The sequence below is a fragment of the Rhodococcus xishaensis genome, from assembly GCF_004011825.1.
GTDB lineage: Bacteria > Actinomycetota > Actinomycetes > Mycobacteriales > Mycobacteriaceae > Prescottella > Prescottella xishaensis.
The window spans coordinates 170,550-194,538 of record NZ_RKLO01000007.1 but is presented as its reverse complement, the minus strand read 5'-3'; the positions used below and the strand labels follow the sequence as shown (position 1 = coordinate 194,538).

Here is a 23,989-nt window from a genome sequence, read left to right as displayed (position 1 = left end):
CTCAGCCCTTGGGCCGCTTGAGGTAAGCCACGTGCTGCTCGCCGGTCGGCCCGGGGAGCACGGTCACCAGCTCCCAGCCGTCGCCACCCCACTGGTCGAGAATCGCCTTGGTCGCGTGCGTCAACAACGGCACGGTCGCGTACTCCCAGGTAGTCATTTCGCTCATGCCGCCGAGCCTATCTCCCACGCATACCGACCCCACGACTTATAGGCTCATGGCCGTGGCAGCACCGATAGATTCGGCCGCTCGAGGGTGGCCGCAGAACGCCGTTACAGCGCGACTCCACTTCGTCTCCGGCAAGGGTGGCACGGGCAAGTCCACCGTGGCCGCCTCGCTGGCGCTCGCACTCGCCGCCGAAGGACGGCGGGTGCTGCTGGTCGAGGTCGAAGGCAGGCAGGGCATTGCGCAGTTGTTCGACGTCCCACCGCTGCCGCCACAGGAAACGAAGATCGCTACAGCTGAGGGTGGCGGTGAAGTGTTCGCCCTCGCTGTCGACCTGGAGACCGCGTTCCTCGAGTACCTCGACATGTTCTACAACCTGGGGTTCGCGGGCCGCGCGATGAAGAGGATAGGCGCCGTCGAGTTCGCGACGACCCTCGCGCCGGGACTGCGTGACGTCCTACTCACCGGAAAGATCAAGGAGTGCGTGGTACGCACTGACAAGTCCGGTCGCCGCGCATACGACGCCGTGGTCGTGGACTCGCCACCGACGGGCCGTATCGGCAAGTTCCTCGACGTGACCCGGGCCATGTCGGATCTGGCGAAGGGCGGGCCGATCCACTCGCAGAGTCTGGGCGTCGTCCGGCTGCTGCACTCGGAGGAGACCGTCGTGCATCTGGTGACGCTGCTCGAGGCGCTGCCCGTGCAGGAGACGACGGACGCGGTCACCGAACTCCAGGAAGCCGGCCTGCATCTCGGAGCGGTGATCGTGAACCGCACCGACTCTGCGCACCTGCCGAAGGAGGCACTCGACGACGCAGCGAACGGCCGGATCGATGCCGAGGGAATCCACAAGGGACTCGCGACCGCAGGTATCACGCTGTCGGACGACGATTTCGCAGGCCTGCTGACCGAGGTGATCGAGCATGCGGCCACCCTGGCCGCGCAGGACGAAAGCGCCATGCAACTCGACGAAGTGAAGGTGCCCCGCATGTATTTGCCGACGCTGGTGGACGGCGCCGATCTCGGTGGGCTCTACGAACTCGCCGAGCGGCTGATCGCGCAGGGTGTGCGATGAATCTGCCGCGCACCGCCCCGGCCCTTGACCTCGAAGCGGTCCTCACCGACCCGCGAACCCGGATCGTCGTGTGCTGCGGCGCGGGCGGTGTCGGGAAGACCACGACGGCCGCGTCCATGGCACTGCGCGCCGCCGAGCAAGGCCGACGAGTCGCGGTCCTGACTATCGATCCGGCACGCCGGCTAGCGCAGGCTCTGGGAGTGCAGGACCTCGACAACGAACCTCAACTCGTGGATCTCGCGCCCGGGTCGACCGGGGAGTTGCACGCGATGATGCTCAACATGCGCCGGACGTTCGACGAGATGGTGCTCGAACACTCGCCACCCGGGAAGGCCGAGCAGATCCTGGCGAACCCCTTCTACCAAACTGTCGCCACGTCGTTCTCCGGAACACAGGAGTACATGGCGATGGAGAAACTCGGCCAGCTCGCCGCAGACCGCCGGTGGGATCTGGTGGTCGTCGACACGCCACCGTCGCGCAACGCGCTCGACTTCCTCGATGCTCCGCAGCGGCTCGGGGCGTTTCTCGACGGCCGCATGATCCGCCTACTCACAGCGCCCGGGCGGGGTATCGGCCGGCTCGTGACCGGAGCGATGGGGCTGGCCCTCAAGGGTGTGTCGACGGTGGTGGGCAGCAGGATGCTCGCCGACGCGTCGGCGTTCGTGCAGTCACTGGACTCGATGTTCGGGGGCTTCCGGGAGCGTGCGACGCGCACATACGATCTGCTACGCCGGGAGGGCACCCAGTTCGTCGTAATCGCGTCCGCCGAGCCGGACGCGCTGCGGGAGGCCGCCTTCTTCGTGGACCGGCTGTCCGGCGACCGGATGCCGCTCGCAGGCCTGGTCCTCAACCGCACCCACCCCACGCTTTGCTCGTTGCCCGCCGACCACGCCCTCACGGGCGCCGATCTGCTGGACGAGCGCGACCCGACTGATGCGGCCAACGAACTGACCTCCGCGGTCCTGCGGGTTCACGCGCATCGCGCGGTGACCGCGAAACGGGAGGTACGGCTGCTGAGCCGCTTCACGGCCTCACACCCCCATGTACCGATCATCGGGGTGCCGTCACTCCCATTCGAGGTCTCGGACCTGACAGCGCTGCGTGCGGTCGGGGATCAGCTGACCCGCCAGGGCTGAAACGGTCGGGTCCAACCAACCAGTGTGACGAGCGCAGCCGCGGGCACGAAGCCGTGCGCGAGGCTGCGCCGTTACGAGATCGAACCGGTCTCAGGTGTTTCCGGTCGGGCCTGTTCCGCCGACGAGGGCCTATCCGGGCTGCTGGTCAGACCGCGGACTGATGCTGACGCTGCGCCTCGAAGAAGTCTGCCCAAGACTCGACTTCGGGGTGCTGCTTGAGCAGTGCTCGGCGCTGGCGTTCGGTCATGCCGCCCCACACCCCGAACTCGACGCGGTTGTCGAGTGCGTCGGCTCCGCACTGCATGAGGACCGGGCAGTGCCGGCAGATAGTTGCGGCCTTGCGCTGCGCCGCACCACGAACGAAGAGTTGATCGGGGTCGATTTCACGGCATCGTGCCTGCGCGACCCACTGGATACGGGCTTCCGCCTGTTCGTAGTCGAGCCGCGTGGCGGGGCTGGTCATGTGCATTCGGTTCCCCTTCGTCGAAACGCCGTTCCCCACGGCGCTCAGGATGTTCTCACAGCCCCCGGTAGCACGTGAGGACTGCACCACATTCCTAATTCAGTGTTAGCTGTATCACACTGACGAGAGTCAATTTAGGTAAAGAAACTCCGGTGCGCAAGATCACAGTCACAAATTCTGGTACGGCCGTGCATACTTCGTCGCCTTTGACCGGGTCACGGGCGTTTCTTCGTCGCTCAACTAGCGTCCAGTTCTCGTCGCAGGTGGGCGTCGGCGGTACACGTACTCTGTTGGACGTGTCGAGAGCCAAAACGATCGCCAAGCTCGCGGGGTGTACCGCGCTCGCCGGGGTCCTTGTCGCCGGTCTGATGTTTCCGTTGGCAGGAGGATTCGGGTTCGCCTCCAACCGCGCCGCCGACGCCGTCGACAATGCGTCGGCCGAACTCGTCGAGGGCATCGTTCCGGCGGTGACGACGATGACCGACGTCGACGGCAATCCGATCGCCTGGCTCTACGAGCAGCGCCGGTTCGAGGTCCCGAGCGACCAGATCTCGAACGAGATGAAGCTTGCGATCGTCTCGATCGAGGACAAACGCTTCGCCGAACACGACGGCGTCGACTGGCAGGGCACCGTGCGCGCGTTCATGACGAACACGACGAGCGGTCAGGTCCAGCAAGGCGCGTCGACCATCGAGCAGCAGTACGTCAAGAACTACCAACTGCTGGTGGTGGCGCAGGACGAGGCCGAACGCCGGGCCGCGATCGAGACCACGCCGGCACGCAAAATCCGGGAGATCCGGATGGCGCTCGCGCTCGACAAGGAACTGAGCAAGGACGAGATCCTCACCCGCTACCTCAACCTCGTTCCATTCGGTAACGGCTCGTTCGGAGTGCAGGATGCCGCACAGACCTACTTCGGTACCGATGCCAAGGACCTGAATCTGACACAGGCAGCGATGCTTGCCGGCATGGTGCAGTCCAGTTCCGCACTGAACCCGTACACGAATCCGGACGGGGTTCTCGAGCGTCGCAACACCGTGCTCGACACGATGATCGAGAACATCCCGGACCGGGCCGAGGAGATCCGCGCGGCGAAGGCCGAGCCCCTCGGGGTGCTTCCCGAGCCCAATACCCTGCCGCGTGGCTGCATCGCTGCCGGCGACAAGGGGTTCTTCTGCGACTACGCGCTGCAGTACCTCGAGGCCTCGGGTATGAGCCGGGACCAGATCAACCGCGGCGGCTACACGATCAAGACGACGCTGGACCCGGTCGTGCAGGAGTCGGTCCAGTCGGCGCTGGTGAACAACGCCGACCCCCAGCTGAACGGCATCGCGAACGTGATGAACGTGGTCGAGCCTGGTCAGGACGAGCACCGCGTGCTGGCGATGGGCTCGAGCCGCACGTACGGACTCGACTCCTCAGAGGAAGAGACCGTGCAGCCGCAGCCCTACTCCCTCGTCGGTCACGGCGCTGGATCGGTCTTCAAGATCTTTACGGCCGCCGCTGCGATGGAGGAGGGTCTGGGCATCAACGCGGTCCTCGATGTTCCTCGGCGCTTCGAGGCCCGCGGTATGGGCAACGGCGGCGCCCGGGGCTGCCCGCCGGCTACGTACTGTGTCGTGAACGCGGGGAACTATCCGCCACGGCTGTCGGTCACGGACGCGCTCGCTCAGTCCCCGAACACGGCGTTCGTGAAGCTGCTCCAGTCGACCGGTGTCGATGCTGCCGTCGACATGGCCGTTCGCCTCGGCTTGCGGTCGTACACGGACCCGGGCTCGTCCGGCTTCGGCGACCAGAGCATGGCGGACATGCAGAAGGAGCAGAACCTCGGCTCGTTCACCCTCGGTCCCACGTGGGTCAATCCGCTCGAGCTCGCCAACGTCGGCGCGACCCTCGCCTCCCACGGCAAATGGTGCCCACCGACGCCGATCGACTCCATCATCGACCGCTTGGGCAAGCCCGTCCCGATCACGCAGCAGGCGTGTGAGCAGGTGGTCGATCCGGGCCTGGCCGACACTCTGTCGGTGGCGTTGAGCAAGGACGACGCCCCGGGCGGCACGGCCTTCGCGGCCGCCAATTCGGCCGGGTGGAATCTTCCGATGTCGGGCAAGACGGGCACCACCGAGTCCAACATGTCGTCAGGGTTCCTGGGGTACACCAACAACTTTGCGGCCGCCGCTCTGGTCTACGGTGACTCCACGTCGCCCGGTCAGATCTGCTCATCCCCACTGCGGCCATGTAGCAGCGGCAGCCTTTTCGGCGGCAACGAACCGGCCCGCACATGGTTCCAGGCGATGATGCCGATCGTCAGCGACTTCGGCCCCACCACGCTGCCGGAAGTCGCCGACAGGTACGTCAGGGGATCGCAGAACGCTCGGGTGCCCGACGTCGTCGGCATGACTGAGGAAGCCGCGACCGCCGCCCTGAAGGACGCCGGTTTCGCGGTGAGCACGGCGAGCGCCGAGTCCGACAAGCCCGAGGGCGATGTCACCGCCAGTTCACCGGCGGGCCTGGCGGTGCCGGGGTCGACCATCACGATCTACGTCAGCGACGGCTCCGTGAGCGCCGAGCCTTCCGATACGGAATCGCCAGAGCCGACTCCGTCGGCATCACCTACGCCGACGACGACGCCCGGTGGCTGAACCCGTCGGGTTTCGTCGGGCCAGGAGCCGGGTAGTCGGGGTGCATGAACCTACGTCACCTGTACAACCGGGCTGAGTCCGCGTCCTTCCTCGATGGACTCAGCGCCACATTGCAGCACCGCATACAGTCCGGGCTGGGCCGCACCCCGATCGGTGATCGCCTCCGCGGCGGCTGGCTGGGGCATCCCGTGCATCCCGGCCTCGTCGCCGTACCGATCGGAGCGTGGACAAGTTCCCTGATCTTCGACGTCTTCTTGCGCGACCACCGCGGGGCGCGTCGGCTCATCGGTGTGGGTTTGCTCGCCCTGCCCCCGACCTTGGCGACGGGCTGGGCGGATTGGAGCGAACGCGACGTCCGCCAGCGGCGGGTCGGCCTGCTGCACGTCGCAGCCAACGGGGTGGGAATCACATTGATGCTCGCATCGTTCCGCCGTCGCCGACAGGACCCGAGCGCTCCGAACCGACTGGCCGTCGTGCTGTCTGCAACTGCCCTGGGGGCAGTCGGGTTCGGCGGTGCGCTGGGCCAGCACCTCGTCTACGGCCAGGGCGCAGGCCTCGAGATGACGGCCTCCAACGATGGCCCCGCATTCGATCCTGTGCTCGCCGATGTCGACACCGACACCGAGACGCATGAAGGGAACGGCCATCGCCACCTGTTGAGCGGTAGAGCACATTGACGACCGACCTACGCTGAGCGCTACCCACGGGGCCCGCTGGCCCCGCACCGTCTCAGCCCGTTGGGAAGTCAACGGGCGGACTACAAGCGGGGCGGACTACAGGCGATCCTTGACCGCCTTCGAGATTCGCGATCCGTCGGCCTTACCCGCCGCGAGCGCGGTGGCGACCTTCATGACCTGACCCATCTGCCGCATACCGGGGCGCTCGCCCAGTTCCTCGGCGATCTGTGCGATGGCGGTGTCGGCAACGTCGGCAAGTTCGGCGTCTGTGAACGGTGTGGGTAGATACGAATCGATGACCTGTGCCTCGGCACGTTCGTTGGCGGCCAGTTCGCCCCGTCCCGCCGCGGTGTACACCTCGGCGGCCTCGCCGCGCTTCTTCGACTCTTTGGCGAGGACCTTGAGAATCTCTTCATCGCCGAGTTCGCGGGACTCCTTGCCGGCCGTCTCCTCCTTCTGGACCGCCGAGAGGAGCATGCGCAGCGTGGACAGGCGCAGCTGATCCTTCTCCTTCATCGCGATGGTGAGGTCGGCACGGAGCTTGGACTTGAGGGTGGGAGTGATATCGGCCATGCGCCGAACGCTACGCGCCCGGTGCGGTGTCCTGCACCCGCATTGCCCGTATTCTGGAACAGTGTCTGATGTGTCTAGCCGTACCCCGAAACGCAGCGCCATGAACCGGGCCGCGCTCGCCACCGCCGGCGCCGCCGCCCTTGGCGTCGGCTACGCCTCACTGATCGAGCGCAATGCGTTTGCTCTGAGGGAAGCGACATTACCGGTGCTTGCGCCGGGCTCGGCGACCCTGCGGGTGCTGCACGTCAGTGATCTCCACATGATGCCGAACCAGAAGCTCAAGCAGAAGTGGCTGCGTGAGCTGGACCGCCTCGAGCCGGACCTCGTCGTCAACACGGGCGACAACCTGGCGCACGCGAAGTCGGTACCGGCCGTAGTGCAGTCGCTCGGCGGCCTGCTGGCCCGCCCGGGTCTGTTCGTCTTCGGCAGCAACGACTACTTCTCACCCAAGCCGAAGAATCCGCTCGAGTACTTCAAGAGGAACCGCCGACGGGCACTCGGTGCCCCGCTGCCGTGGGCGGACCTGCGGGCCGCATTCAACGAGCGCGGCTGGCTCGACGCCACCCACGTGCACCGCGAAATCGAGGTCGCGGGCGTGCGTATCGCCGCCGCCGGCGTCGACGACCCACACCTGGGTCGCGATCGCTACGACACCATCGCGGGCCCGCCGAACCCTCTCGCACAGCTCAAGTTGGGCGTCACGCACTCCCCTGAGCCACGGGTCCTCGATCGGTTCGCCGACGACGGTTATGACCTCGTGCTGGCCGGGCACACGCACGGCGGTCAGTTGTGTCTGCCGTTCTATGGCGCGCTCGTCACGAACTGCCAGTTGGACCGCTCCCGGGTGAAGGGACCTTCGCGCTGGGGCGCACATACGCGACTGCATGTTTCCGCGGGTGTCGGAACGTCGCCGTACGCGCCGGCCCGGTTCTGCTGCAGACCCGAGGCGACACTGCTCACGCTGGTCCCGGCACCGCACCAACACACCGCCGCCGGCCGCGGATCCGCAGCGGTCGAAAGCACCGTTTCAGGTCGCTGACCAGCCGATTTACCCCCTACGGGCCGGTCATGTAGGCTATCGGAGGTTCAACACCGGGGTGTGGCGCAGCTTGGTAGCGCGCTTCGTTCGGGACGAAGAGGTCGTGGGTTCAAATCCCGCCACCCCGACCAGTGTCAGAACAGATTGAGGCCCTATTCGAGGAGTTCGGTAGGGCCTCTTCTGCTTTCTGCATGCAGTGCACCGGCAGAGTTTGAGCGGACTGCCCGTGCTGCCTCTGGACCGCCGACGTCGGCCCGACGCTGACCGCCGCCGGGGGGCGATCAAGAAAAGCCGAGGACGCCCTCGAGGCTGCCGTAGTCGAGGCTCGCGAGGCTGCCGGAGTCGCCGCTACCGTAGTCGAGGCTCGCGAGGCTGCCGTACTCGCCGCTACCGAACTCGAGGCTCCCGAGACTCCCGAACTCGCCGCTACCGAACTCGAGGCTCCCGAGGCTGCCAGAGTCGCCGCTACCGAACTCCACGCTTCCGGAGTCGCCGCTACCGAAATCGACGCTTCCGGAGTCGCCGCTACCGAAATCGACGCTTCCGGAGTCGCCGCTACCGAAATCGACGCTCTCGAGGCTGCCGGAGTCAAGACTGCCGAGGCTGCCGGAGGCCGTGCCGTCGCCGGTGCGAACCGGGGTGGTGAAGGGGAACGACTCGACCGTCTTGCGCCCGAATTCCCCAGTCCCCCACGACTCGAGCAAGTTCGTGCAGCCCCAGCTGATGTGATAGTTGCCTTCGTCGTAGCCCGCCCTGGTGCGATCCTCACCGCCGGGTTCGACGATCGTCAAGACGATCGGGGGAATGAAGTCGGCAGGGTTGGCGTCGTCCGCGACCTCCCAGTAGCAGAGGATCGGCAAGCGGCTTTCGTTGGCGACGGTGACCAATACGTCGTTGCCCGTGACATCGGCAGAGAGGGTGACATCTTCGGGTGCGGCGTTGGCTGGTGCGGCGAACACGGCGGCCAGGAGCGGGGCGGCCAAAGCTGTGGTTACCGACGCACGTACTGGCTTGTTCACAAAGTTCCCCTTTCGCTTGTTCTCCGTATGCAAGCCCGCGTGCGGGAGGTAGTGCACCGGTGGTACCTCGAAAGAGCGCGGGTATCTCCGCCCCGACGTGAAGGAAATTAACACCGGAGGGCGCTGCCTTCCGGTAAGCCACGCCATCGGCGTCGAACGCGAACCCAAGTAACTGGCCCCACGGACGCCGATGGACGTTGCTCTTCGGGGAGGGTCAGCTGGAGGTGCTGCCCGTCAAGCCGCCACCCGCCAACGAACCGGTGCCCGTCAGAGAGCCGGCGCCGCTCGAACCCGTGCCCGTCCCCGAACCGGCACCCGCCAACGAACCGGCGAACGAGCCGGTGCCGATGCACAAAGATCCGAGGCACCTCTCGACCGCGATCACCGACACTGCGCCGTCGCCACCAAGGGTGACGTAGACACGCGACCCATCCGGCTTCACCGCCACCCGACGCGGGGCGTCGCCGACCGGGATAGTGTCGGCCGTCGTGTTCGTGAAGGTGTCGATCACCGACACGGTGTCGTCGTTGACAATGGTGACGTAGACGCGCGAGCCGTCCGGGCTCAGCGCCACCCCGCTCGGAGTGGTTCCGACTGCGATGGTGTCGACCACCGTGTTCGTGAAGGTGTCGATCACCGACACCGTGCCATCAATGCGGTTGGCTACGTAGACACGAAACCCGAACGGGGACACCGCCACCCCGTCCGGATTGTTCCCGACTGCAATAGTGTCGACCACCGTGTTCGCGAAAGCGTCGATCACCGACACCGTGCCGTCGGTACGGTTGGTGACGTAGACGCGGGAACCCAGTCGGTTCACCGCCAACCCTCGCGGGCCATTCCCAACCGCAATGGTGTCGACCACCGCGTTCGTGGCAGTGTCGATCACCGATACCGTGCCGTCGGAACGATCGGTGACGTAGACGCGAGACCCCAGCGGTGACACCGCCACCGCGACCGGGGTGATCCCGACAGCAACAGTGTCGACCAACGCGTTCGTGGCGGTATCGATCACTGACACTGTGTTGTCGGTGGCGTTCGCGACATAGACACGGGACCCATCCGGGTTCACCGCCAACCCTCGCGGGCCGTTCCCGACCGCAATGGTGTCGACCACCACGTTCGTGAAGGTGTCGATCACCGACACAGTGGCGTCGATGGAGTTGGCGACGTAGGCACGGGACCCCGACGGGGACACCGCCACCCCGTCGGGGGAGGTTCCGACCGGAATGGTGTCTATGACCGTGTCTGCTGCCGCGGCCCCCGCCCCCATGCCGGCCATACCCATTACCATCGCGGAAACAGCTGCCGCCGCGAGCATCAGACGCGTGGCGCGCTCCCCAACCGGGTAGCCTCGAAAATCACTGAGCCAATTCACATTTCTCTCCTACCGGAACAGAACGGACAGGCCTTACAGTGCGGCAACGGACGCCCGGACACGAGCACCAGCCGGAAAGAGGCTAACAACCACAATCCCGATAGACCCGGGTATTCACCGAAAGCACACGCAGCTGCCGGTCCGATACCGCGCCGTGAGGCTGTCGGAATCTGCGACACCGCGTGCTGTAGCCGTCAGTTCTGACCGGTCGTCAGATCCGCTGACACCGCGTTGCGCAGCGCATCGGTGATCGCTGCCGGGGCCCCGTCCACGGCCAGCACTGCAAGCATGACGGCCACGAACGTCAGAAAAGGACCCAGGATTGCTCGTTCGAATCCACCTCCCGCCCGGATCGCGAGAAGCGAGGGCAGTTTCAACTCCCACCACCGTTCGCCCCTGATCTGAACGAACGGCGCCAGGAACGGCACTCCCTCCTTGGTGATCATGTCGCCGAGGCAGTGCACCGCACACCCGAGTGCAACGGCGACGCCCAGTCCTGTCGAGCCCACCTTGTCCGGGAACCACTGCCAGGCCAGGATCGACAGGAACGCCGAGACCACGGTGACCACCAACCACCCCTTGTCGCGCGCCCAGTCCCCGAACAGCCCACGTAGTGCCAGACCCAACGTGACGAACAGCGTGATGATGATGGCGGGGCGGCCGAACTGGACCACCAGTGCCGAGGTCATCGCGCCGAGGCCGACTGCGAACAACGCGGTGTGTGTGAACGTGCGGTGGCTGCCGCGCCGGTTGGCGTCCTTGCGCCCCTTGGTCACCCGGTACACACCCCGGGACAGCGCGCCGATGCCCGAGGCCAGCATCCTGGAAATTGGACCGTACGAGCGGGCGACCGTGGACTGCGTAGTGTCGAGGTCCGGCAGCAGCGCGGCCCCCGCGCACACGCCAGCGAACGCGAATGTCTCGGCAGTCGAGGTCGGCCCACCCCAGTCCGTCGGCAGCAGGTCCGCGACGGCAAGGCCGACGGCAGCACCGGACATTGCATGGGTAGCACCCATAACCATGGGGGACAGCACCTTTCGAGGACCAACAAGCGGATCGGAAGTACGTGAGAGATCCGACGCTTCGACCTCGGACCCGCGTCAGACCGTAGCAACGGCTCCCGACACGCCACTTGAACGGCCGGTTCGGACCGAATCCTGACCTGGATTGACGCCTCGACGATTCCCCTATAGCCGGGGATTTCCAGCTCAGCCCCTGCGGAGATGTTGTGTGGATCAGGGCTTGCGACTCATTTCACCAACGCTCCGGCATCGACGGGGAAGGTGACCCCGGTGACGTACCGCGCCTCGTCACTGCCGAGGAACAGCACGGCATTGCTGACGTCGGTCGGCTCGACCCACGGTATGGGCAGCGTGTTTATCGACATGAACCCCTGTACCGCCAAATTCTGGGACGGCTCGGAATCGCCTGGAGACATGATCGCGTACATGCCCGGATTCTGGATCATGAGGGTGTCGACATTCGTGGGATGGATGGTGTTCACCCGAATGCTGTACGGCCCCAACTCGTTGGCCATGGTCCGCATCAGACCGACTATCGCGTGTTTGGCGGCCACGTAGTGCCCGGCCCCCTCGATCCCCTTGAGCCCGGCGATCGAACTGGTGAACAGGATGGACCCACCACGACCGGCATCGATCATGCTCGGGATCGCGACCTTGGCCGTGTTGAACACACCGGTCAGATTGACGTCGATCACGTCCTGCCACTGCTGCGCGGTGAGCTCCCACGACCGTCCGAAGGATTCGATGCCGGCGTTGGCGACGACGATGTCGACGTGGCCGAGCTGCTCGACGCCGGTATCGAAGGCCTTCTGAAGACCTGCGACGTCGCGCACATCGGCCTTGACGGCCACGATCCGCCCGCCGAGCGCCTCCACCTGTGCGACGGTCTCCTGCAGCTCCTGATCGGTGGCAAGAGGGTAGAACGGCGTAACCGTCTCGATGTTCTCGCAGATGTCGACCGCGATGATGTCTGCTCCCTCCTCCGCCAGCCGTACTGCGTGACTACGCCCCTGCCCCCGCGCGGCACCGGTAATGAATGCGACCTTGCCCTCGACACGACCTGACATGCTCGGAAACCTCCTGAGGGTGTTGGGGATCAGAGCGGAAGAAGTGCCGTGCGCGCCGGGCGGAGGTCCTCGTTGTCATCCACTCCCAGAGCGGGTTTACGAGTCATTTCACCAACGCTCCGGCATCGACGGGGAAGGTGACCCCGGTGACGTACCGCGCTTCGTCGCTGCCGAGGAACAGCACCGCATTGCTGATGTCGGTCGGCTCGACCCACGGTATGGGCAGTGTGTTGCGTGACATGAACCCCGGAACCGCAGTGTCCTGAGACGGCTCGGATTCACCGGGAGACATGATCACGTACATATCCGGATTCTGGATCATGAGGGTGTCGACATTGGTGGGATTGATGGTGTTCACCCGAATGCTGTACGGCCCCAACTCGTTGGCCATGGTCCGCATCAGACCGACTATTGCGTGTTTGGCCGTCACGTAGTGCCCGGACCCCTCGATCCCCTTGAGCCCCGCAGTAGAGCTGGTGAACAGGATGGCCCCACCACGGCCGGCGTCGATCATGCTCGGGATCGCGACCTTGGCCGTGTTGAACACGCCGGTCAGATTGACGTCGATCATGTCCTGCCACTGCTGCGCGGTGAGCTCCCACGACCGTCCGAAGGAGAGAATGCCGGCGTTGGCGACGACGATGTCGACGTGGCCCAACTGCTCGATACCGGTATCGAAGGCCTTCTGAAGACCGGCGACGTCGCGCACGTCGGCCTTGACGGCCACGATCCGCCTGCCGAGCGCCTCCACCTGCGCGACGGTCTCCTGCAGCTCCTGATCAGTGGCCAGGGAGTACGACGTGATCGTGTCGATGTTCTCGCAGAGGTCGACCGCGATGATGTCTGCTCCCTCCTCCGCCAGCCGTACTGCGTGACAACGCCCCTGCCCCCGCGCGGCACCGGTAATGAATGCGACCTTGCCCTCGACACGACCTGACATGCTCGGCAGACCTCCTGAAGATGTTGTGTGGATAGGGGTTTGCCGGTCACTTCACGCACGCTCCCGCATCGACGGGGAAGGTGACCCCGGTGACGTACCGCGCTTCGTCGCTGCCGAGGAACAGCACCGCATTGCTGATGTCGGTCGGCTCGACCCACGGTATGGGCAGCGTGTGTTGCGACATGGCGTTCGGAATCGTCGTGTCCATGGTGGGCTCGGATTCGCCGGGCGAGAACACCGAGTACGTGCCCGGATTCTGGAACATCGGTGTGTCGACACTGGTGGGATGGATGGTGTTCACCCGAATGCTGTACGGCCCCAACTCGTTGGCCATGGTCCGCATCAGACCGACAACTCCGTGTTTGGTGGCCACGTAGTGCCCCATCATCTGCAACCCTCTCAGCCCGCCGGTCGAACTGGTGAACAGGATGGACCCACCACGACCGGCGTCGATCATGCTCGGGATCGCGACCTTGGCCGTGTTGAACACGCCGGTCAGATTGACGTCGATCACATCCTGCCACTGCTGCGCGGTGAGCTCCCACGACCGTCCGATGGTGATGATGCCGGCGTTGGCGACGACGATGTCGACGGGGCCCAACTGCTCGATACCCGTATCGAAGGCCTTCTGAAGACCGGCGACGTCGCGCACGTCGGCCTTGACGGCCACGATCCGCCTGCCGAGCGCCTCCACCTGCGCGACGGTCTCCTGCAGGTCCTGGTCGGTGGCGAGCGAGTACCACGTGATCGTGTCGATGTTCTCACAGATGTCGACCGCGATGATGTCTGCTCCCTCCTCCGCCAGCCGTACTGCGTGACTGCGCCCCTGCCCCCGCGCGGCACCGGTAATGAATGCGACCTTGCCCTCAACACGACCTGACATGCTCGGAAACCTCCTGAAGGTGTTGTGTGGATCAGGGTTTGCTAGTCACTTCACGCACAGCCCGGCATCGACGGGGAAGGTGACCCCGGTGACGTACCGCGCCTCGTCGCTGCCGAGGAACAGCACGGCATTGCTGACGTCGGTCGGCTCGACCCACGGCACGGGCAGCGTGTTGCACGACAGGAACCCCGGTATCGCACTGTCCTGGGACGGCTCGGATTCACCGGGCGACATTCTCGCGTAGATGCCCGGATTCTGAATCATGAACGTGTCGACACTGCCGGGATGGATCGTGTTCACCCGAATGCTGTACGGCCCCAACTCGTTGGCCATGGTCCGCATCAGACCGACAACTCCGTGTTTGGTGGCCACGTAGTGCCCCATCATCTGCAATCCCTTCAGCCCGGCGGTCGAACTGGTGAACAGGATGGACCCACCACGACCGGCATCGATCATGCTCGGGATCGCGACCTTGGCCGTGTTGAACACGCCGGTCAGATCGACGTCGATCACGTCCTGCCACTGCTGCGCGGTGAGCTCCCACGACTGTCCGAAGGAGAGAATGCCGGCGTTGGCGACGACGATGTCGACGGGGCCGAGCCGCTCGATACCCGTATCGAAGGCCTTCTGAAGACCTGCGACGTCGCGCACATCGGCCTTGGCGGCCACGATCCGCCTGCCGAGCGCCTCCACCTGCGCGACGGTCTCCTGCAGGTCCTGATCGGTGGCAAGAGGGTAGAACGGCGTAACCGTCTCGATGTTCTCGCAGAGGTCGACCGCGATGATGTCTGCTCCCTCCTCCGCCAGCCGTACCGCGTGACAACGCCCCTGCCCCCGCGCGGCACCGGTAATGAATGCGACCTTGCCCTCAACACGACCTGACATGCTCGGAAACCTCCTGAAGATGTTGTTCGGATCAGGGTTTGCGAGTCATTTCACGCTCGCTCGGGTATCGACGGGGAAGGTGACCCCGGTGCCGCACCGCGCCCCGCCACTGCCGAGGAACAGCACGGCATCGCTGATGTCGGTCCGTGTTGAACACACCGGTCAGATTGACGTCGATGTCCTGCCAGTGCTGCGCGGTGAGTTCCCAAGAGCGTCCGAAGGTGATGGTTTCGGCGTCGGCGACGACGAGGTCGCGCACATCGGCCTTGGCGACCACGATTCGCCTGCCGAGCGCCTCCACCTTTGTCACGGTCTCGGGCTGCCCGGTCAGCAGGCGCTGTAGCGACCCGGCGTCGACGGGGTCCGTCTGCCGTGCGAGCTCGTTCTGTAGGCGAACCATGTCGTCATACGTGTCGCTCACGGCGCTGCGGAACACGCCGGTCACCGCATGCGTGAGGTTCTGCCCCGGAGTCTCGACAGAGCGTGGGCGTAGTCGGAGTCGGCGGTATGAGCATCATGTACTTCGTCATCCTCGCTACGGTCCGAACGTCGAAGCCCCAACTGATGACAATAGCAATGGATATTGAGCCGTCAACGGGCGTGGAGGACCTCACTGAACGGGTCCGTATGGCTGGAGCCGCGGGTCTTCCAACGGCCCCGTTCGAGGGCCTGACCGTAGGCGCGCAACATTCGCCGGCGCCATCCAGGAGCCTGTCGCAACCATTCATTTGTTCTTGCGCGCGACGGTGAGGAACTTCGATAGCCTCCCGAAGGTCGGCCTGTTTCCCGACTTCTGTTGGTGGACGGCTTCGTCCCACAGGAACCGGCGACGGTGCCATTCGTCGAGCAGTGCGCGCTCGGCTTGCACGCCGGGGCGCAGCCGATACGTGTACTGCACCACCTCTATACCCCGACCGGAGATCCGGCCGACGCCACCGACGCAAAATGGAGTAGCCAATGCCGAACGCAACACCCCGCCCTTACCTCCCCATGGCTGAAGCCGGGGGTTTCTCGGGCGGCGATCTATGACGGCCACGACCACCTCTACATCCACGACCACCCGACTGAGCTCGGCGACGGTTCGCGGCTACGCCCTCGGGTCGGTCGGTACCGGTGGCTTCGCGACCCTGCCCGGCCTGGTGTTGGCCTACTACCTCACCGACACCCTCGGTGTCGCGGCCGCCGCTGCAACCGTCGTGGTGTTCATTCCCAAGGTCCTGGACGTGGTGCTCAATCCCCTGATCGGGTCGTGGAGCGACGCATCGGCCCACCGGACCGGCGGCCGACGGCGGTTCCTCTTGGTCGGCGCGGCCTTGCTGCCGATCTTCTTCGCCCTCACCTTCGCCGTGCCCGACGGCCTCGGTACCGCGGCCGGTGCGGTTTGGGTGGCGGTCGCCTTCATCGCCTCTGCGATGGCGTTCAGTTTCTTCCAGGTGCCGTACATCGCGCTGCCCGCCGAACTGACTGACGACTACCACGAGCGATCCCGCCTGATGGCCTGGCGCGTCGCAGTGCTCGGGATCGCGATTCTGCTGTTCGGTGCGGGCGGACCAGAACTGCGCGAACTCGGCGGCGGCGGACGTTGGGGCTACCTCGTTATGGGCGTCGTCGCGGGGATCGTCCTCGGCCTCGGAATGTTCGCGGCGTCACGGGTTGCGCCCTCCCGTCCGACGCGCACGGCCGCAACCGGTGGGGGTGTGTCGTTCGCGGCGTCCCTGCGCGTCGTCCGGTCGAGCGCCCCCTTCCGAGTGTTGTTGACCGCGTTCGCACTCCAGGCACTCGCAACGGGGACGATGCTAGCGGGGGCACAGTACGTGGCAACGTATGTGCTCGGCGACGAGCGGTCGGTGTCGATCCTGTTCGTGGCGCTCGTCGGACCGGCGGTGGCGGTGATGCCGCTGTGGTCGAGAAGTGTGCGGGCCTGGGGTAAACGCCGGGCGTACCTGCTGGCGTCGACACTCTTCTTCGCCGCGACCGTCGCGCTGCTGGGCCTGATGACCGGCGGCGGGTGGTGGGTCTTCGCGGTGGTGGCCCTGGCCGGTGTCGGGTATGCGGGCATGCAGATGCTGCCGATGTCGATGCTGCCGGACGTCATCAGCGACCACGAACGCTCCGAGTCCGGCACCGCCCGCGCCGGGGTGTTCAGCGGAGTGTGGACAGCTGTCGAAACCGTCGGTCTCGCCCTCGGCCCTGCCCTGGTGCTCGCGATCCTGGCTGTCACCGGGTTCGTCTCCTCCACCGGTGACGAACACGCGGTCCAGTCCGCGACCGCTGTCAATGGCATAATCCTCGCCTTCTCGGCGGCTCCGGCGATCCTCACCGCCCTCAGCGTCGTCGCACTCCTGCGCTACCGGCTCGCCGCCGAGGACGCACACGCACAGAACAGGAGCCACTGATGCAGTTCCGGCTCGATCCCACCGACATCCTCTCCCGTCTCGACGCGCTGCGTACCGCGGACGCCCCGACGTCGGGCGGCCGTCTGCTGTCGTACGTCTACGACTCCGGCATCGCCGAACTGTCCGACCTCGCCGGCGCGGCCGCGCTGCGGGCACAGTCGCTGAACGGGTTGGATCCCACCACTTTTCCGTCGATCGCGGCGATGGAGCGCGACCTGGTGGCACTCGCCCGCGACGTGCTCGCAGGCGGTGACCCGGACGTTGTCGGCAGCGTCACCAGCGGCGGCACCGAAAGCTGCATGCTCGCTGTGAAATCCGCGCGCGACACCTGGCGGGCCCGAACCAGCGCCGAGCATCGCCCGACGCTTCTCGTCGGGTCGACCGCTCATGCCGCGTTCCACAAGGCAGCGCACCACCTCGATCTGCGCCTGGAGGTGTTGCCGGTCGATCCCGTCACCGCGCGGCTGCGCCCGGACGATGTCGCCGCGGCCCTGTCCCCCGACGTCGCAATGGTGGTCGCGAGCGCCCCGTCGTATCCGCACGGCGCGCTCGATCCGATCGCCGAGATCGCCCGAGTATGTGCGGCACGCGAGGTCGCGTTGCACGTCGACGGCTGCATCGGCGGCTGGGTGCTGCCGTGGTGGCCGGGCCCGGAGAACCGTCGTTGGGACCTGACGGTGCCGGGGGTGTCGAGCCTGTCGGTGGATCTGCACAAGTACGGATACGCCCCGAAGGGCATCTCGCTGCTGCTGTTTCGCGACCGTGACCGGCACCGCGCGCACTGGTTCGCCACCACCCGCTGGCCCGGCTACGCGGTGGTCAACCCGACCCTGCTCGGGTCCCGCAGCGCGATGCCCATCGCGGCCGGTTGGGCAGTCGCACAGGCGTTGGGTGAAAAGGGGTTTCGAGAATTGGTGGCTGCGATGGTTCGCACGACGGGCAGGATCCGAGAGGCGTTCGACCGGATCGAGGGGCTACGGGTCGTCGGCGACCCGGTCGGTCCTTTGCTGGCGATTGCCGCGGACGAGCGGGCGCCCGCCGAACGCCGGGTGGATCCGCACCGCTGGTCCGACGCCGCCGAGGACGATGGTTGGGCTCTGCAGCCGCAGCCGCGCCACCCCCAGTCCGACGGAACGGTGCTGCCCCGCACCACCCATCTCACGATCACACCGGTCACCGAAACCGTCGTCGACGACCTGGTTGCTTCGTTGACCAAGGCCGCCGACCGCACCCGCGGCGTCGCGGGCGCGAGGGCACCGGCCGAGTTCGTCGCAGCGGCGGAAAACATCGGCCCCGCTGATCTCACCAGTGAGATCAGCGCGGGTGTCCTCGCCCTGGCCGGGCTCGAACCGAAGGTCGGGCTCGACGGACCCAAGGCCGACATCCTCGCACTTGTCGAGGAGCTTCCGGCGCCGGTCGCCGAACGGCTGCTGATCGAGTTCCTCGCGCGTTTCCTCGAGCCCTGACCGGACCAACTTGCGTCTTGCGTCGAACGTCGGCTTGGACGTTCGCCACGTGCGAATCGCCCGGTCCGATCGACAAACGCGACAGCCGGGACCCATCGCCCTCATCGGCGTTGAGGGCGCATGGTTGAGGGCGCATGATGGAAAGAGGCGTCCACTACCGGGGAGGCGGTGATGCGGTGATGGACACTCTTCTTCTGTGGGTGGCAGCGACTCTCGCCTACTGGTTCAGCATGCTTCCCTGACGGAAAGCGTACGACCGAGGACCCGTCCCGGACACGATCCACAACGGGTCCTCACTGGTCGGATGACTACTTCGACCCGGCCCCAGACGTTCCTCGACCTTCTTGCCGACCCGCCCGATCGGGGCACATCGCGTTGGTTCTGCGAGCCGGCAGCTGGCTGCGGCCCGTTCTCCGCCTGATCAGATCCAATTCGGCCATCTCGGAGCTGGGGTGGCGAGCCGTTCGGCATAGCCGTCACGCGTCGATGGGCACACACTGGCCATGTGGCACAGATGGGCACCGAATGCTCGTGCCAGAGGCTTCCCGACCCCGAAAGTGCAAGACCATGCCCCGTACCTACCTCGTCACCGGTAGCGCCTCCGGGGTCGGCGCCGCGACCGCCGAACTTCTGCTCAATCAGAACGCTCGCGTGATCGGCGCCGACCTGAGCGACGCCGACATTACTGCCGACCTCGGCGTCCAGCAGGGCCGGACCACGCTCGTCGCACAGGCGCGTGAACGCAGCGGCGGACACCTCGACGGTGTCGTCGCGTGCGCCGGCGTAGCGCTGTTCGACCCTCTCACGATCAAGGTCAACTACTTCGGTGCCGTGGCTGCCCTCGAGGGCCTGCGTTCGCTGCTCGCGGCGGGGACCGATCCGCGCGCCCTGGTGATTTCGTCGGCGGCGTCACTACATCCGGCGGATCCGGCGATCGTCGACGCCGCGCTCGCTGGTGACGAGGCCGCTGCCGTTGAGGCCGCCCGCACGGCAGTGACGCAGGGCGACGGCGCACAGGTGTATTCGTCTTCGAGAGTCGCGATCGCACGCTGGATCCGCCGCACCGCCGTCACACCCGAGTGGGCCGGCTCCGGGATCCCGCTCAATGCGATCGCTCCCGGCATGCTGATCGCGCCGATGATCGAGGCCATGCTGGACACGGAGGTTGGACGACAGGCAATCGACGACAGCATCCCGTCGGCTCTGCACGGCCGTGTCCTTCCCGCGCAGGTGGCGCCCCTGTTGTCGTGGCTCGTCTCCGCGGAGAACTCCCACGTGACCGGCCGCGTCATCGTCGTCGATGATGGCACCGGCGTGGATTAGCGCGACCACAACCGGTAGGCCGGCAAGTCACTCTGCCACGACGCGGTATCCGAGCATCATGTCGTGGTCCTCGTGGTCGAGCATGTGGCAGTGCCACACGTAGCCCTGCAATGGAGCGGGGTCTCCCGGTGGTGCTGCCCCGACCGTCCCGGCGGCGAAGGTTGCGTCCGGATCGAAGCCCAACTGGCCGGCGGTCGGGAATCTCACGACGATCTTGGTGACGGTCCCCGGATTCGCGACGACGGTGTCCTTCAGCCCGGCTTCCCACGGTTCCGGTGGCGCCAACGGGGACGCGACGAACTCGTCGACGGGTGGCGCCCACCTTGTGCCGACCGGTGGGGGCGGATGCCGCCGCGTATAGGTCGGCACGTCGATCGCCTGGCGCCCGAGGATCCGAAAGTTGACCAGGTGCAGGTGGATCGGATGCGGCTCGGGCGTGACGTTGACGATGTTCCACTGCTCGACAGTGCCCTGCCGCGGCATCTCGATGTCGGTGTCCCCGAAGCGCAGGTTGTTCAGTGACATGAGCACCCCGCCGGTGGAAGGATCGGGCAACTGCATCACGGTGACGGTCCGCTGCACCTGAGGTGTCGGGACGGGCTCGAGGTCGGTCGGCCGGCCGCGTCCACCGCGGAGGGTCTCCGGCACCGCACCCGCGATGCCGCGGCCGTTGGCTACCCGGAACCGGCAGAAAAGCGGCATCGCCCGTGCCCCACGCTGCAACGCTCCCAGCGGCGGCGGCTCGTCGTTGCGCAACTCCACCGTCGAACCCGGTTCGAGCGCACCGAAATCGACCAGCAGATCGACGCGTTCGCCGGGAGCCAACCGGACCCGTGTAGACGGAACCGGCGCCGGCAGCATGCCGCTCTCCATTCCCAGGATCCAGAACCGCATCCGATTGCCGAAGAACAGATTCCACACGCTGAACGACGCGGCGTTGAGTACCCGCAGGCGGTACATTCCCCGAGCCACCTCGAGGTCCGGCCAGATCTTGCCGTTCACCACTCCGACGTCACCGGGCGTTCCCGCGTCCCACCGACCCTGCGGCACGAGAGGGGTCGCACGGATGCTTTGACGTCCGTCCGCGGTGAAGCGCTTCTCCTGCAGCACGAGCGACACCTCGAACTCCCCCGACGGCAATCCCCACGCGTTTTCGGCTGTGCCCGTGTCGAATTCGTCGCGCAAGAGAAACAGGCCGGCGAGTCCGGCGTATACGTTGAGCCGGGTGATCCCCATCGCGTGGTCGTGGTACCAGAATTGGGTGGCCTCGTGGACGATCGGATAGCGGTGTACGTGCCCCTGTCCGGGGCGCTGCAGGAAGGCCGGGTGTCCGTCGTGCTCGGGCGGTGTCACCGCACCATGCAGGTGCATCGACGTCGGCACCGCTGTCCGATCCTGTTCGGTGACGCCGTGCAGGGAGGTGTCGAAGTCATCCGCGAGGGGGTGTACTCCGATCTCGTTGCGGTATGCGACGGTCAGTGGGTCGCCGCTGCGCGCCTCGACCGTCGGGCCGAGATAGTCCATGCCGCCGTACGCCAAGGCCGGCGAGGGATCCAGGTCCCGATGGAACCGGTGCACGGTGCTGGCGGCGCGTAGCTCGAGTTCCGATCCGGCGATCACCGGCAGAAGGGGCAGTTCGTCCACGAACGGCTCCAGGTTCGGTGACGCGAAGAGCAGCGGGTGTAAGGGATCGACACTGCCGAGGTCGCCGAGGTCCTGTGCACCGGCCGCGGCCGACTCCGCCGCACCGAGCCCTACGGCCCCGGCGGTCCACGCGAGCCCGCGATTGAAGGTACGCCTCGAGATCCCTCCGCTCATGTCACCCTCGTACTCCCTGTGGTCGACCTGGGCACGCGCGCACACGACGCTACGCCGGAACTGGTTGCTGCCCTGACACTTTGGATGAATCTATCCGGATACGCCGGGAGGTTCCGGGTGAGCGGGACGAATCGTCATCGTCGGTCGATGTGCCACCAGCAGCCACACCGGGATCATCGCGACGGCCAGCGCGGGCAGCAGCGCGACCGAACCGACCACGGCCGCCGGGAGGAAGAGGCCGAGCCAACCACTGCGGGCCGCGACCGTGACGGCTCCGAGCACGGCCGATGCGACCGCAACGGGCCCAGGGAGTGCAGGCACCACGGCATGCGCGAACACGCCGACTTGAACGCCGATGACAGCGGCCGAGACGACACGTCCTCCGCGGAATCCGCTCGCCGCCGCTACCGCGTAGGCCGCCAAGCTGCACCCACCCAGCAACATCAACCGCGCCACGCTCGTGCCTGACGCCTCGGTGACGGCGGACTCCATGGCCTCGACGTCCTTGAACATGGTCTGTGGGCCGCCCAGGGCACCGAGCACTCCCAACACGACACCACCGATCCCGGTCATGAGGACGGGATTGTTGATCCGGTGGAAGATCCCGTGCAGCCACCGGTACACGTAGACCACGCCGAGCAGCAACACGGCAGTTCCGGTCGCCACCACGGTGGCGCCTAACACGTCACCGAGCGACGGCCACGAATGACGCGGAAGGTCGACCGACAATGTTCGGCGGACCAGGACCTGCATCACGAGTGTGCCGACACCCGCCGCAACGAAGGGCGCGAAGAGTGCGTCCCACAGATTTCCGCGCACCGGTCGACCGGTGAGTTCGTGGTACACGAGCGGGGCGGCCACAGGCGTGCCGAACTGAACCCCAATGGTCGCCGCGGTGGACAGGGCGATGATCCTCTCGGACGCAAGATCCGGCCGCACGCGTGCGAAGATCCACACCGCCAGTGCCGAGTTCGCCGAGATCAGGACGTTCTCCGGGCTCAGACTGACGCCGGCGCCGAGCGCGAGAATGAGCACGAGCAGCAGGCTCGGCAACACCCGGAGGGGCGGCGGCGGCCCAATCAAACCCACGGTCGCGGAATCGCGGCCACCGTGACCTGGCACCAACCACACCACCGACCCGACCGCGATCCCGCTGACCGTGAGGACGCCGAAGATCCATGCTCGGGAGTCGGGGGCGAACCCGAGCGCCTCCGGCACTCGGACGTACAGCACATCGGTGACGCCGCGCACCGCGAGGAAAACAAAGAGGGGGACCACCGCGGAACCAAGACCGAGGACCAGCGCGAGGGCGGCGTCGCGCGCGATCACTCGCGTCGGCGGATGGTCGATACCGTCCAACGGTGCCTCCGGCGTTGTCGACGGCGCGGCGTGTGCGCACTGACACCGTACTGCCACGGATCGACCCGGACGAGCGTATCCGAACCGGCCACCGGGGACAGGCCTGTCCGCTTCTACCCAGTCACCCCGGGCACCAAAACGGGCCGGATGGTTCTGTATGAACAGAACTTCCCGATTTGGTCACAGCCGAACCATCGACCAGTAAACGTCGTTACTGTAACGTGACCCGATGTCCGACCATTCCATTTCGCCCGGGTTCGCTCGTTGAAGCTCTACTGACCAGCGTCGATGGCGGACACGTGATCTTCGTCTCGCACCTGCAAACAACCGGATCACTTTCCGGTGGTTCTTCATTTGAAAGGGGATGCACATGAAGTTACGTAAACGGAAGGCCCTCACTTGCGTGGTAGGTGGTGCCGCGACCGTCGCCTTGGTGGCGCTCGCGGCACCAAGCCTCGCGCCCGCCCAACCTATCCCGCTTGAAGCCCCGACCGTCACGACCACCGTGCAGGACACCGCGCTGTCGGTTACCGTCGCCAACCCGAACACCGATCCCACCGCCACCTGCGGCGCCATCGTCTTCGAGAGCGCCAAGCTGCCCGACTTCCAGGCCGACCCGACCAAGATCGACGAGGCGGGATTCCTGACCTGGCGCACCGACGACG

22 protein-coding genes, 1 tRNA gene and 1 pseudogene are annotated in these 23,989 nt (G+C 66.2%); 10 read left to right on the top strand and 14 right to left on the bottom strand.

What is annotated here, in order from left to right:
- Position 1: 1 nt before the first annotated feature.
- Complete coding sequence (locus tag EGT50_RS16630; RefSeq protein ID WP_127948305.1) at positions 2–166, bottom strand: DUF4177 domain-containing protein; 165 nt, start codon at positions 164–166, stop codon at positions 2–4.
- A gap of 49 nt (positions 167–215) precedes the next feature.
- Between EGT50_RS16630 and EGT50_RS16625 the strand changes: the two genes are divergently transcribed.
- Entirely contained in the window at positions 216–1,238 is a 1,023-nt protein-coding gene (locus EGT50_RS16625) for an ArsA family ATPase (RefSeq protein ID WP_127955753.1), read from the top strand.
- A complete protein-coding gene (locus EGT50_RS16620) occupies positions 1,235–2,374 on the top strand; it encodes an ArsA family ATPase (RefSeq protein WP_127955752.1) in 1,140 nt (379 codons plus the stop codon). The genes EGT50_RS16625 and EGT50_RS16620 overlap by 4 nt, the downstream gene beginning before the upstream one ends.
- A gap of 145 nt (positions 2,375–2,519) precedes the next feature.
- Here EGT50_RS16620 and EGT50_RS16615 read toward each other — a convergent pair whose 3' ends face one another.
- Positions 2,520–2,843 (bottom strand): WhiB family transcriptional regulator, encoded by a 324-nt coding sequence (locus EGT50_RS16615; protein ID WP_127948302.1) that lies wholly within the window; start codon positions 2,841–2,843, stop codon positions 2,520–2,522.
- A gap of 308 nt (positions 2,844–3,151) precedes the next feature.
- Between EGT50_RS16615 and EGT50_RS16610 the strand changes: the two genes are divergently transcribed.
- A complete protein-coding gene (locus EGT50_RS16610) occupies positions 3,152–5,479 on the top strand; it encodes a penicillin-binding protein (protein ID WP_127955805.1) in 2,328 nt (775 codons plus the stop codon).
- A gap of 44 nt (positions 5,480–5,523) precedes the next feature.
- Positions 5,524–6,156 carry a DUF2231 domain-containing protein gene (locus EGT50_RS16605; protein ID WP_127955751.1) on the top strand — a complete coding sequence of 211 codons (633 nt, stop codon included), beginning with the start codon at positions 5,524–5,526 and terminating at the stop codon, positions 6,154–6,156.
- Between the two features lie 96 nt (positions 6,157–6,252).
- Here the strand turns inward: EGT50_RS16605 and EGT50_RS16600 are convergent, their stop codons facing one another.
- Positions 6,253–6,729, bottom strand: a complete 477-nt coding sequence (locus EGT50_RS16600) for a GatB/YqeY domain-containing protein (protein WP_127955750.1) — start codon at positions 6,727–6,729, stop codon at positions 6,253–6,255.
- A gap of 100 nt (positions 6,730–6,829) precedes the next feature.
- Here EGT50_RS16600 and EGT50_RS16595 point away from each other — a divergent pair, with 100 nt between their 5' ends.
- Together EGT50_RS16595 and EGT50_RS16590 are read left to right on the top strand one after the other, a co-directional pair.
- Positions 6,830–7,768: a metallophosphoesterase gene (locus tag EGT50_RS16595; protein WP_206615862.1), complete on the top strand. Its 939-nt coding sequence runs from the start codon at positions 6,830–6,832 to the stop codon at positions 7,766–7,768.
- Positions 7,769–7,822: 54 nt separating this feature from the next.
- Positions 7,823–7,899, top strand: a tRNA-Pro gene (locus EGT50_RS16590).
- A 150-nt stretch (positions 7,900–8,049) separates the two neighbouring features.
- On the opposite strand, the gene EGT50_RS16585 is transcribed toward EGT50_RS16590, so the two are convergent.
- The 9 genes from EGT50_RS16585 to EGT50_RS16535 form a co-directional block, all read right to left on the bottom strand.
- Entirely contained in the window at positions 8,050–8,787 is a 738-nt protein-coding gene (locus tag EGT50_RS16585; RefSeq protein WP_127955748.1) for a hypothetical protein, read from the bottom strand.
- 214 nt (positions 8,788–9,001) lie between these two features.
- Complete coding sequence (locus tag EGT50_RS16575; protein ID WP_235870792.1) at positions 9,002–10,165, bottom strand: YVTN family beta-propeller repeat protein; 1,164 nt, start codon at positions 10,163–10,165, stop codon at positions 9,002–9,004.
- Positions 10,166–10,359: 194 nt separating this feature from the next.
- On the bottom strand, positions 10,360–11,187 hold the full coding sequence (locus EGT50_RS16570) for a metal-dependent hydrolase (RefSeq protein WP_127955746.1): 828 nt from the start codon (positions 11,185–11,187) through the stop codon (positions 10,360–10,362).
- 227 nt (positions 11,188–11,414) lie between these two features.
- Positions 11,415–12,254: a mycofactocin-coupled SDR family oxidoreductase gene (locus tag EGT50_RS16565; protein WP_127955745.1), complete on the bottom strand. Its 840-nt coding sequence runs from the start codon at positions 12,252–12,254 to the stop codon at positions 11,415–11,417.
- Between the two features lie 103 nt (positions 12,255–12,357).
- Positions 12,358–13,194 (bottom strand): mycofactocin-coupled SDR family oxidoreductase, encoded by an 837-nt coding sequence (locus EGT50_RS16560; RefSeq protein WP_127955744.1) that lies wholly within the window; start codon positions 13,192–13,194, stop codon positions 12,358–12,360.
- A gap of 46 nt (positions 13,195–13,240) precedes the next feature.
- Complete coding sequence (locus EGT50_RS16555; protein WP_127955743.1) at positions 13,241–14,077, bottom strand: mycofactocin-coupled SDR family oxidoreductase; 837 nt, start codon at positions 14,075–14,077, stop codon at positions 13,241–13,243.
- A gap of 45 nt (positions 14,078–14,122) precedes the next feature.
- Positions 14,123–14,962: a mycofactocin-coupled SDR family oxidoreductase gene (locus EGT50_RS16550; RefSeq protein ID WP_127955742.1), complete on the bottom strand. Its 840-nt coding sequence runs from the start codon at positions 14,960–14,962 to the stop codon at positions 14,123–14,125.
- 31 nt (positions 14,963–14,993) lie between these two features.
- Entirely contained in the window at positions 14,994–15,383 is a 390-nt protein-coding gene (locus EGT50_RS17425) for a hypothetical protein (RefSeq protein ID WP_408014653.1), read from the bottom strand.
- 303 nt (positions 15,384–15,686) lie between these two features.
- A complete protein-coding gene (locus tag EGT50_RS16535; RefSeq protein ID WP_127955741.1) occupies positions 15,687–15,920 on the bottom strand; it encodes a hypothetical protein in 234 nt (77 codons plus the stop codon).
- Positions 15,921–15,987: 67 nt separating this feature from the next.
- On the opposite strand from EGT50_RS16535, the gene EGT50_RS16530 reads away from it, so the two are divergent.
- The 3 genes from EGT50_RS16530 to EGT50_RS16520 all read left to right on the top strand — a co-directional run bounded on the left by EGT50_RS16530 (position 15,988) and on the right by EGT50_RS16520 (position 20,147).
- Positions 15,988–17,358 carry an MFS transporter gene (locus EGT50_RS16530; protein WP_127955740.1) on the top strand — a complete coding sequence of 457 codons (1,371 nt, stop codon included), beginning with the start codon at positions 15,988–15,990 and terminating at the stop codon, positions 17,356–17,358.
- A complete protein-coding gene (locus tag EGT50_RS16525; RefSeq protein ID WP_127955739.1) occupies positions 17,358–18,824 on the top strand; it encodes a pyridoxal phosphate-dependent decarboxylase family protein in 1,467 nt (488 codons plus the stop codon). The genes EGT50_RS16530 and EGT50_RS16525 overlap by 1 nt, the downstream gene beginning before the upstream one ends.
- A 567-nt stretch (positions 18,825–19,391) precedes the next feature.
- The gene (locus tag EGT50_RS16520; RefSeq protein ID WP_127955738.1) at positions 19,392–20,147 is read left to right on the top strand and encodes an SDR family oxidoreductase; all 756 of its coding nucleotides are present in this window, start codon (positions 19,392–19,394) and stop codon (positions 20,145–20,147) included.
- Between the two features lie 27 nt (positions 20,148–20,174).
- Here the strand turns inward: EGT50_RS16520 and EGT50_RS16515 are convergent, their stop codons facing one another.
- Positions 20,175–21,965 (bottom strand): multicopper oxidase family protein, encoded by a 1,791-nt coding sequence (locus EGT50_RS16515; RefSeq protein ID WP_127955737.1) that lies wholly within the window; start codon positions 21,963–21,965, stop codon positions 20,175–20,177.
- Positions 21,966–22,055: 90 nt separating this feature from the next.
- Positions 22,056–23,324 carry an ion channel protein gene (locus EGT50_RS16510; RefSeq protein ID WP_235870791.1) on the bottom strand — a complete coding sequence of 423 codons (1,269 nt, stop codon included), beginning with the start codon at positions 23,322–23,324 and terminating at the stop codon, positions 22,056–22,058.
- Positions 23,325–23,694: 370 nt separating this feature from the next.
- Here EGT50_RS16510 and EGT50_RS17120 point away from each other — a divergent pair.
- A pseudogene (locus tag EGT50_RS17120) lies at positions 23,695–23,989 on the top strand (hypothetical protein); the annotation flags it as partial.

Coding starts and splice junctions, on each gene's coding strand:
- EGT50_RS16630 (WP_127948305.1), bottom strand. CDS start 166: ATGAGCGAAATGACTACCTGGGAGTACGCGACCGTGCCGTTGTTGACG.
- EGT50_RS16625 (WP_127955753.1), top strand. CDS start 216: ATGGCCGTGGCAGCACCGATAGATTCGGCCGCTCGAGGGTGGCCGCAG.
- EGT50_RS16620 (WP_127955752.1), top strand. CDS start 1,235: ATGAATCTGCCGCGCACCGCCCCGGCCCTTGACCTCGAAGCGGTCCTC.
- EGT50_RS16615 (WP_127948302.1), bottom strand. CDS start 2,843: ATGCACATGACCAGCCCCGCCACGCGGCTCGACTACGAACAGGCGGAA.
- EGT50_RS16605 (WP_127955751.1), top strand. CDS start 5,524: ATGAACCTACGTCACCTGTACAACCGGGCTGAGTCCGCGTCCTTCCTC.
- EGT50_RS16600 (WP_127955750.1), bottom strand. CDS start 6,729: ATGGCCGATATCACTCCCACCCTCAAGTCCAAGCTCCGTGCCGACCTC.
- EGT50_RS16595 (WP_206615862.1), top strand. CDS start 6,830: ATGAACCGGGCCGCGCTCGCCACCGCCGGCGCCGCCGCCCTTGGCGTC.
- EGT50_RS16570 (WP_127955746.1), bottom strand. CDS start 11,187: ATGGTTATGGGTGCTACCCATGCAATGTCCGGTGCTGCCGTCGGCCTT.
- EGT50_RS16565 (WP_127955745.1), bottom strand. CDS start 12,254: ATGTCAGGTCGTGTCGAGGGCAAGGTCGCATTCATTACCGGTGCCGCG.
- EGT50_RS16560 (WP_127955744.1), bottom strand. CDS start 13,194: ATGTCAGGTCGTGTCGAGGGCAAGGTCGCATTCATTACCGGTGCCGCG.
- EGT50_RS16555 (WP_127955743.1), bottom strand. CDS start 14,077: ATGTCAGGTCGTGTTGAGGGCAAGGTCGCATTCATTACCGGTGCCGCG.
- EGT50_RS16550 (WP_127955742.1), bottom strand. CDS start 14,962: ATGTCAGGTCGTGTTGAGGGCAAGGTCGCATTCATTACCGGTGCCGCG.
- EGT50_RS16530 (WP_127955740.1), top strand. CDS start 15,988: ATGACGGCCACGACCACCTCTACATCCACGACCACCCGACTGAGCTCG.
- EGT50_RS16525 (WP_127955739.1), top strand. CDS start 17,358: ATGCAGTTCCGGCTCGATCCCACCGACATCCTCTCCCGTCTCGACGCG.
- EGT50_RS16520 (WP_127955738.1), top strand. CDS start 19,392: ATGCCCCGTACCTACCTCGTCACCGGTAGCGCCTCCGGGGTCGGCGCC.
- EGT50_RS16515 (WP_127955737.1), bottom strand. CDS start 21,965: ATGAGCGGAGGGATCTCGAGGCGTACCTTCAATCGCGGGCTCGCGTGG.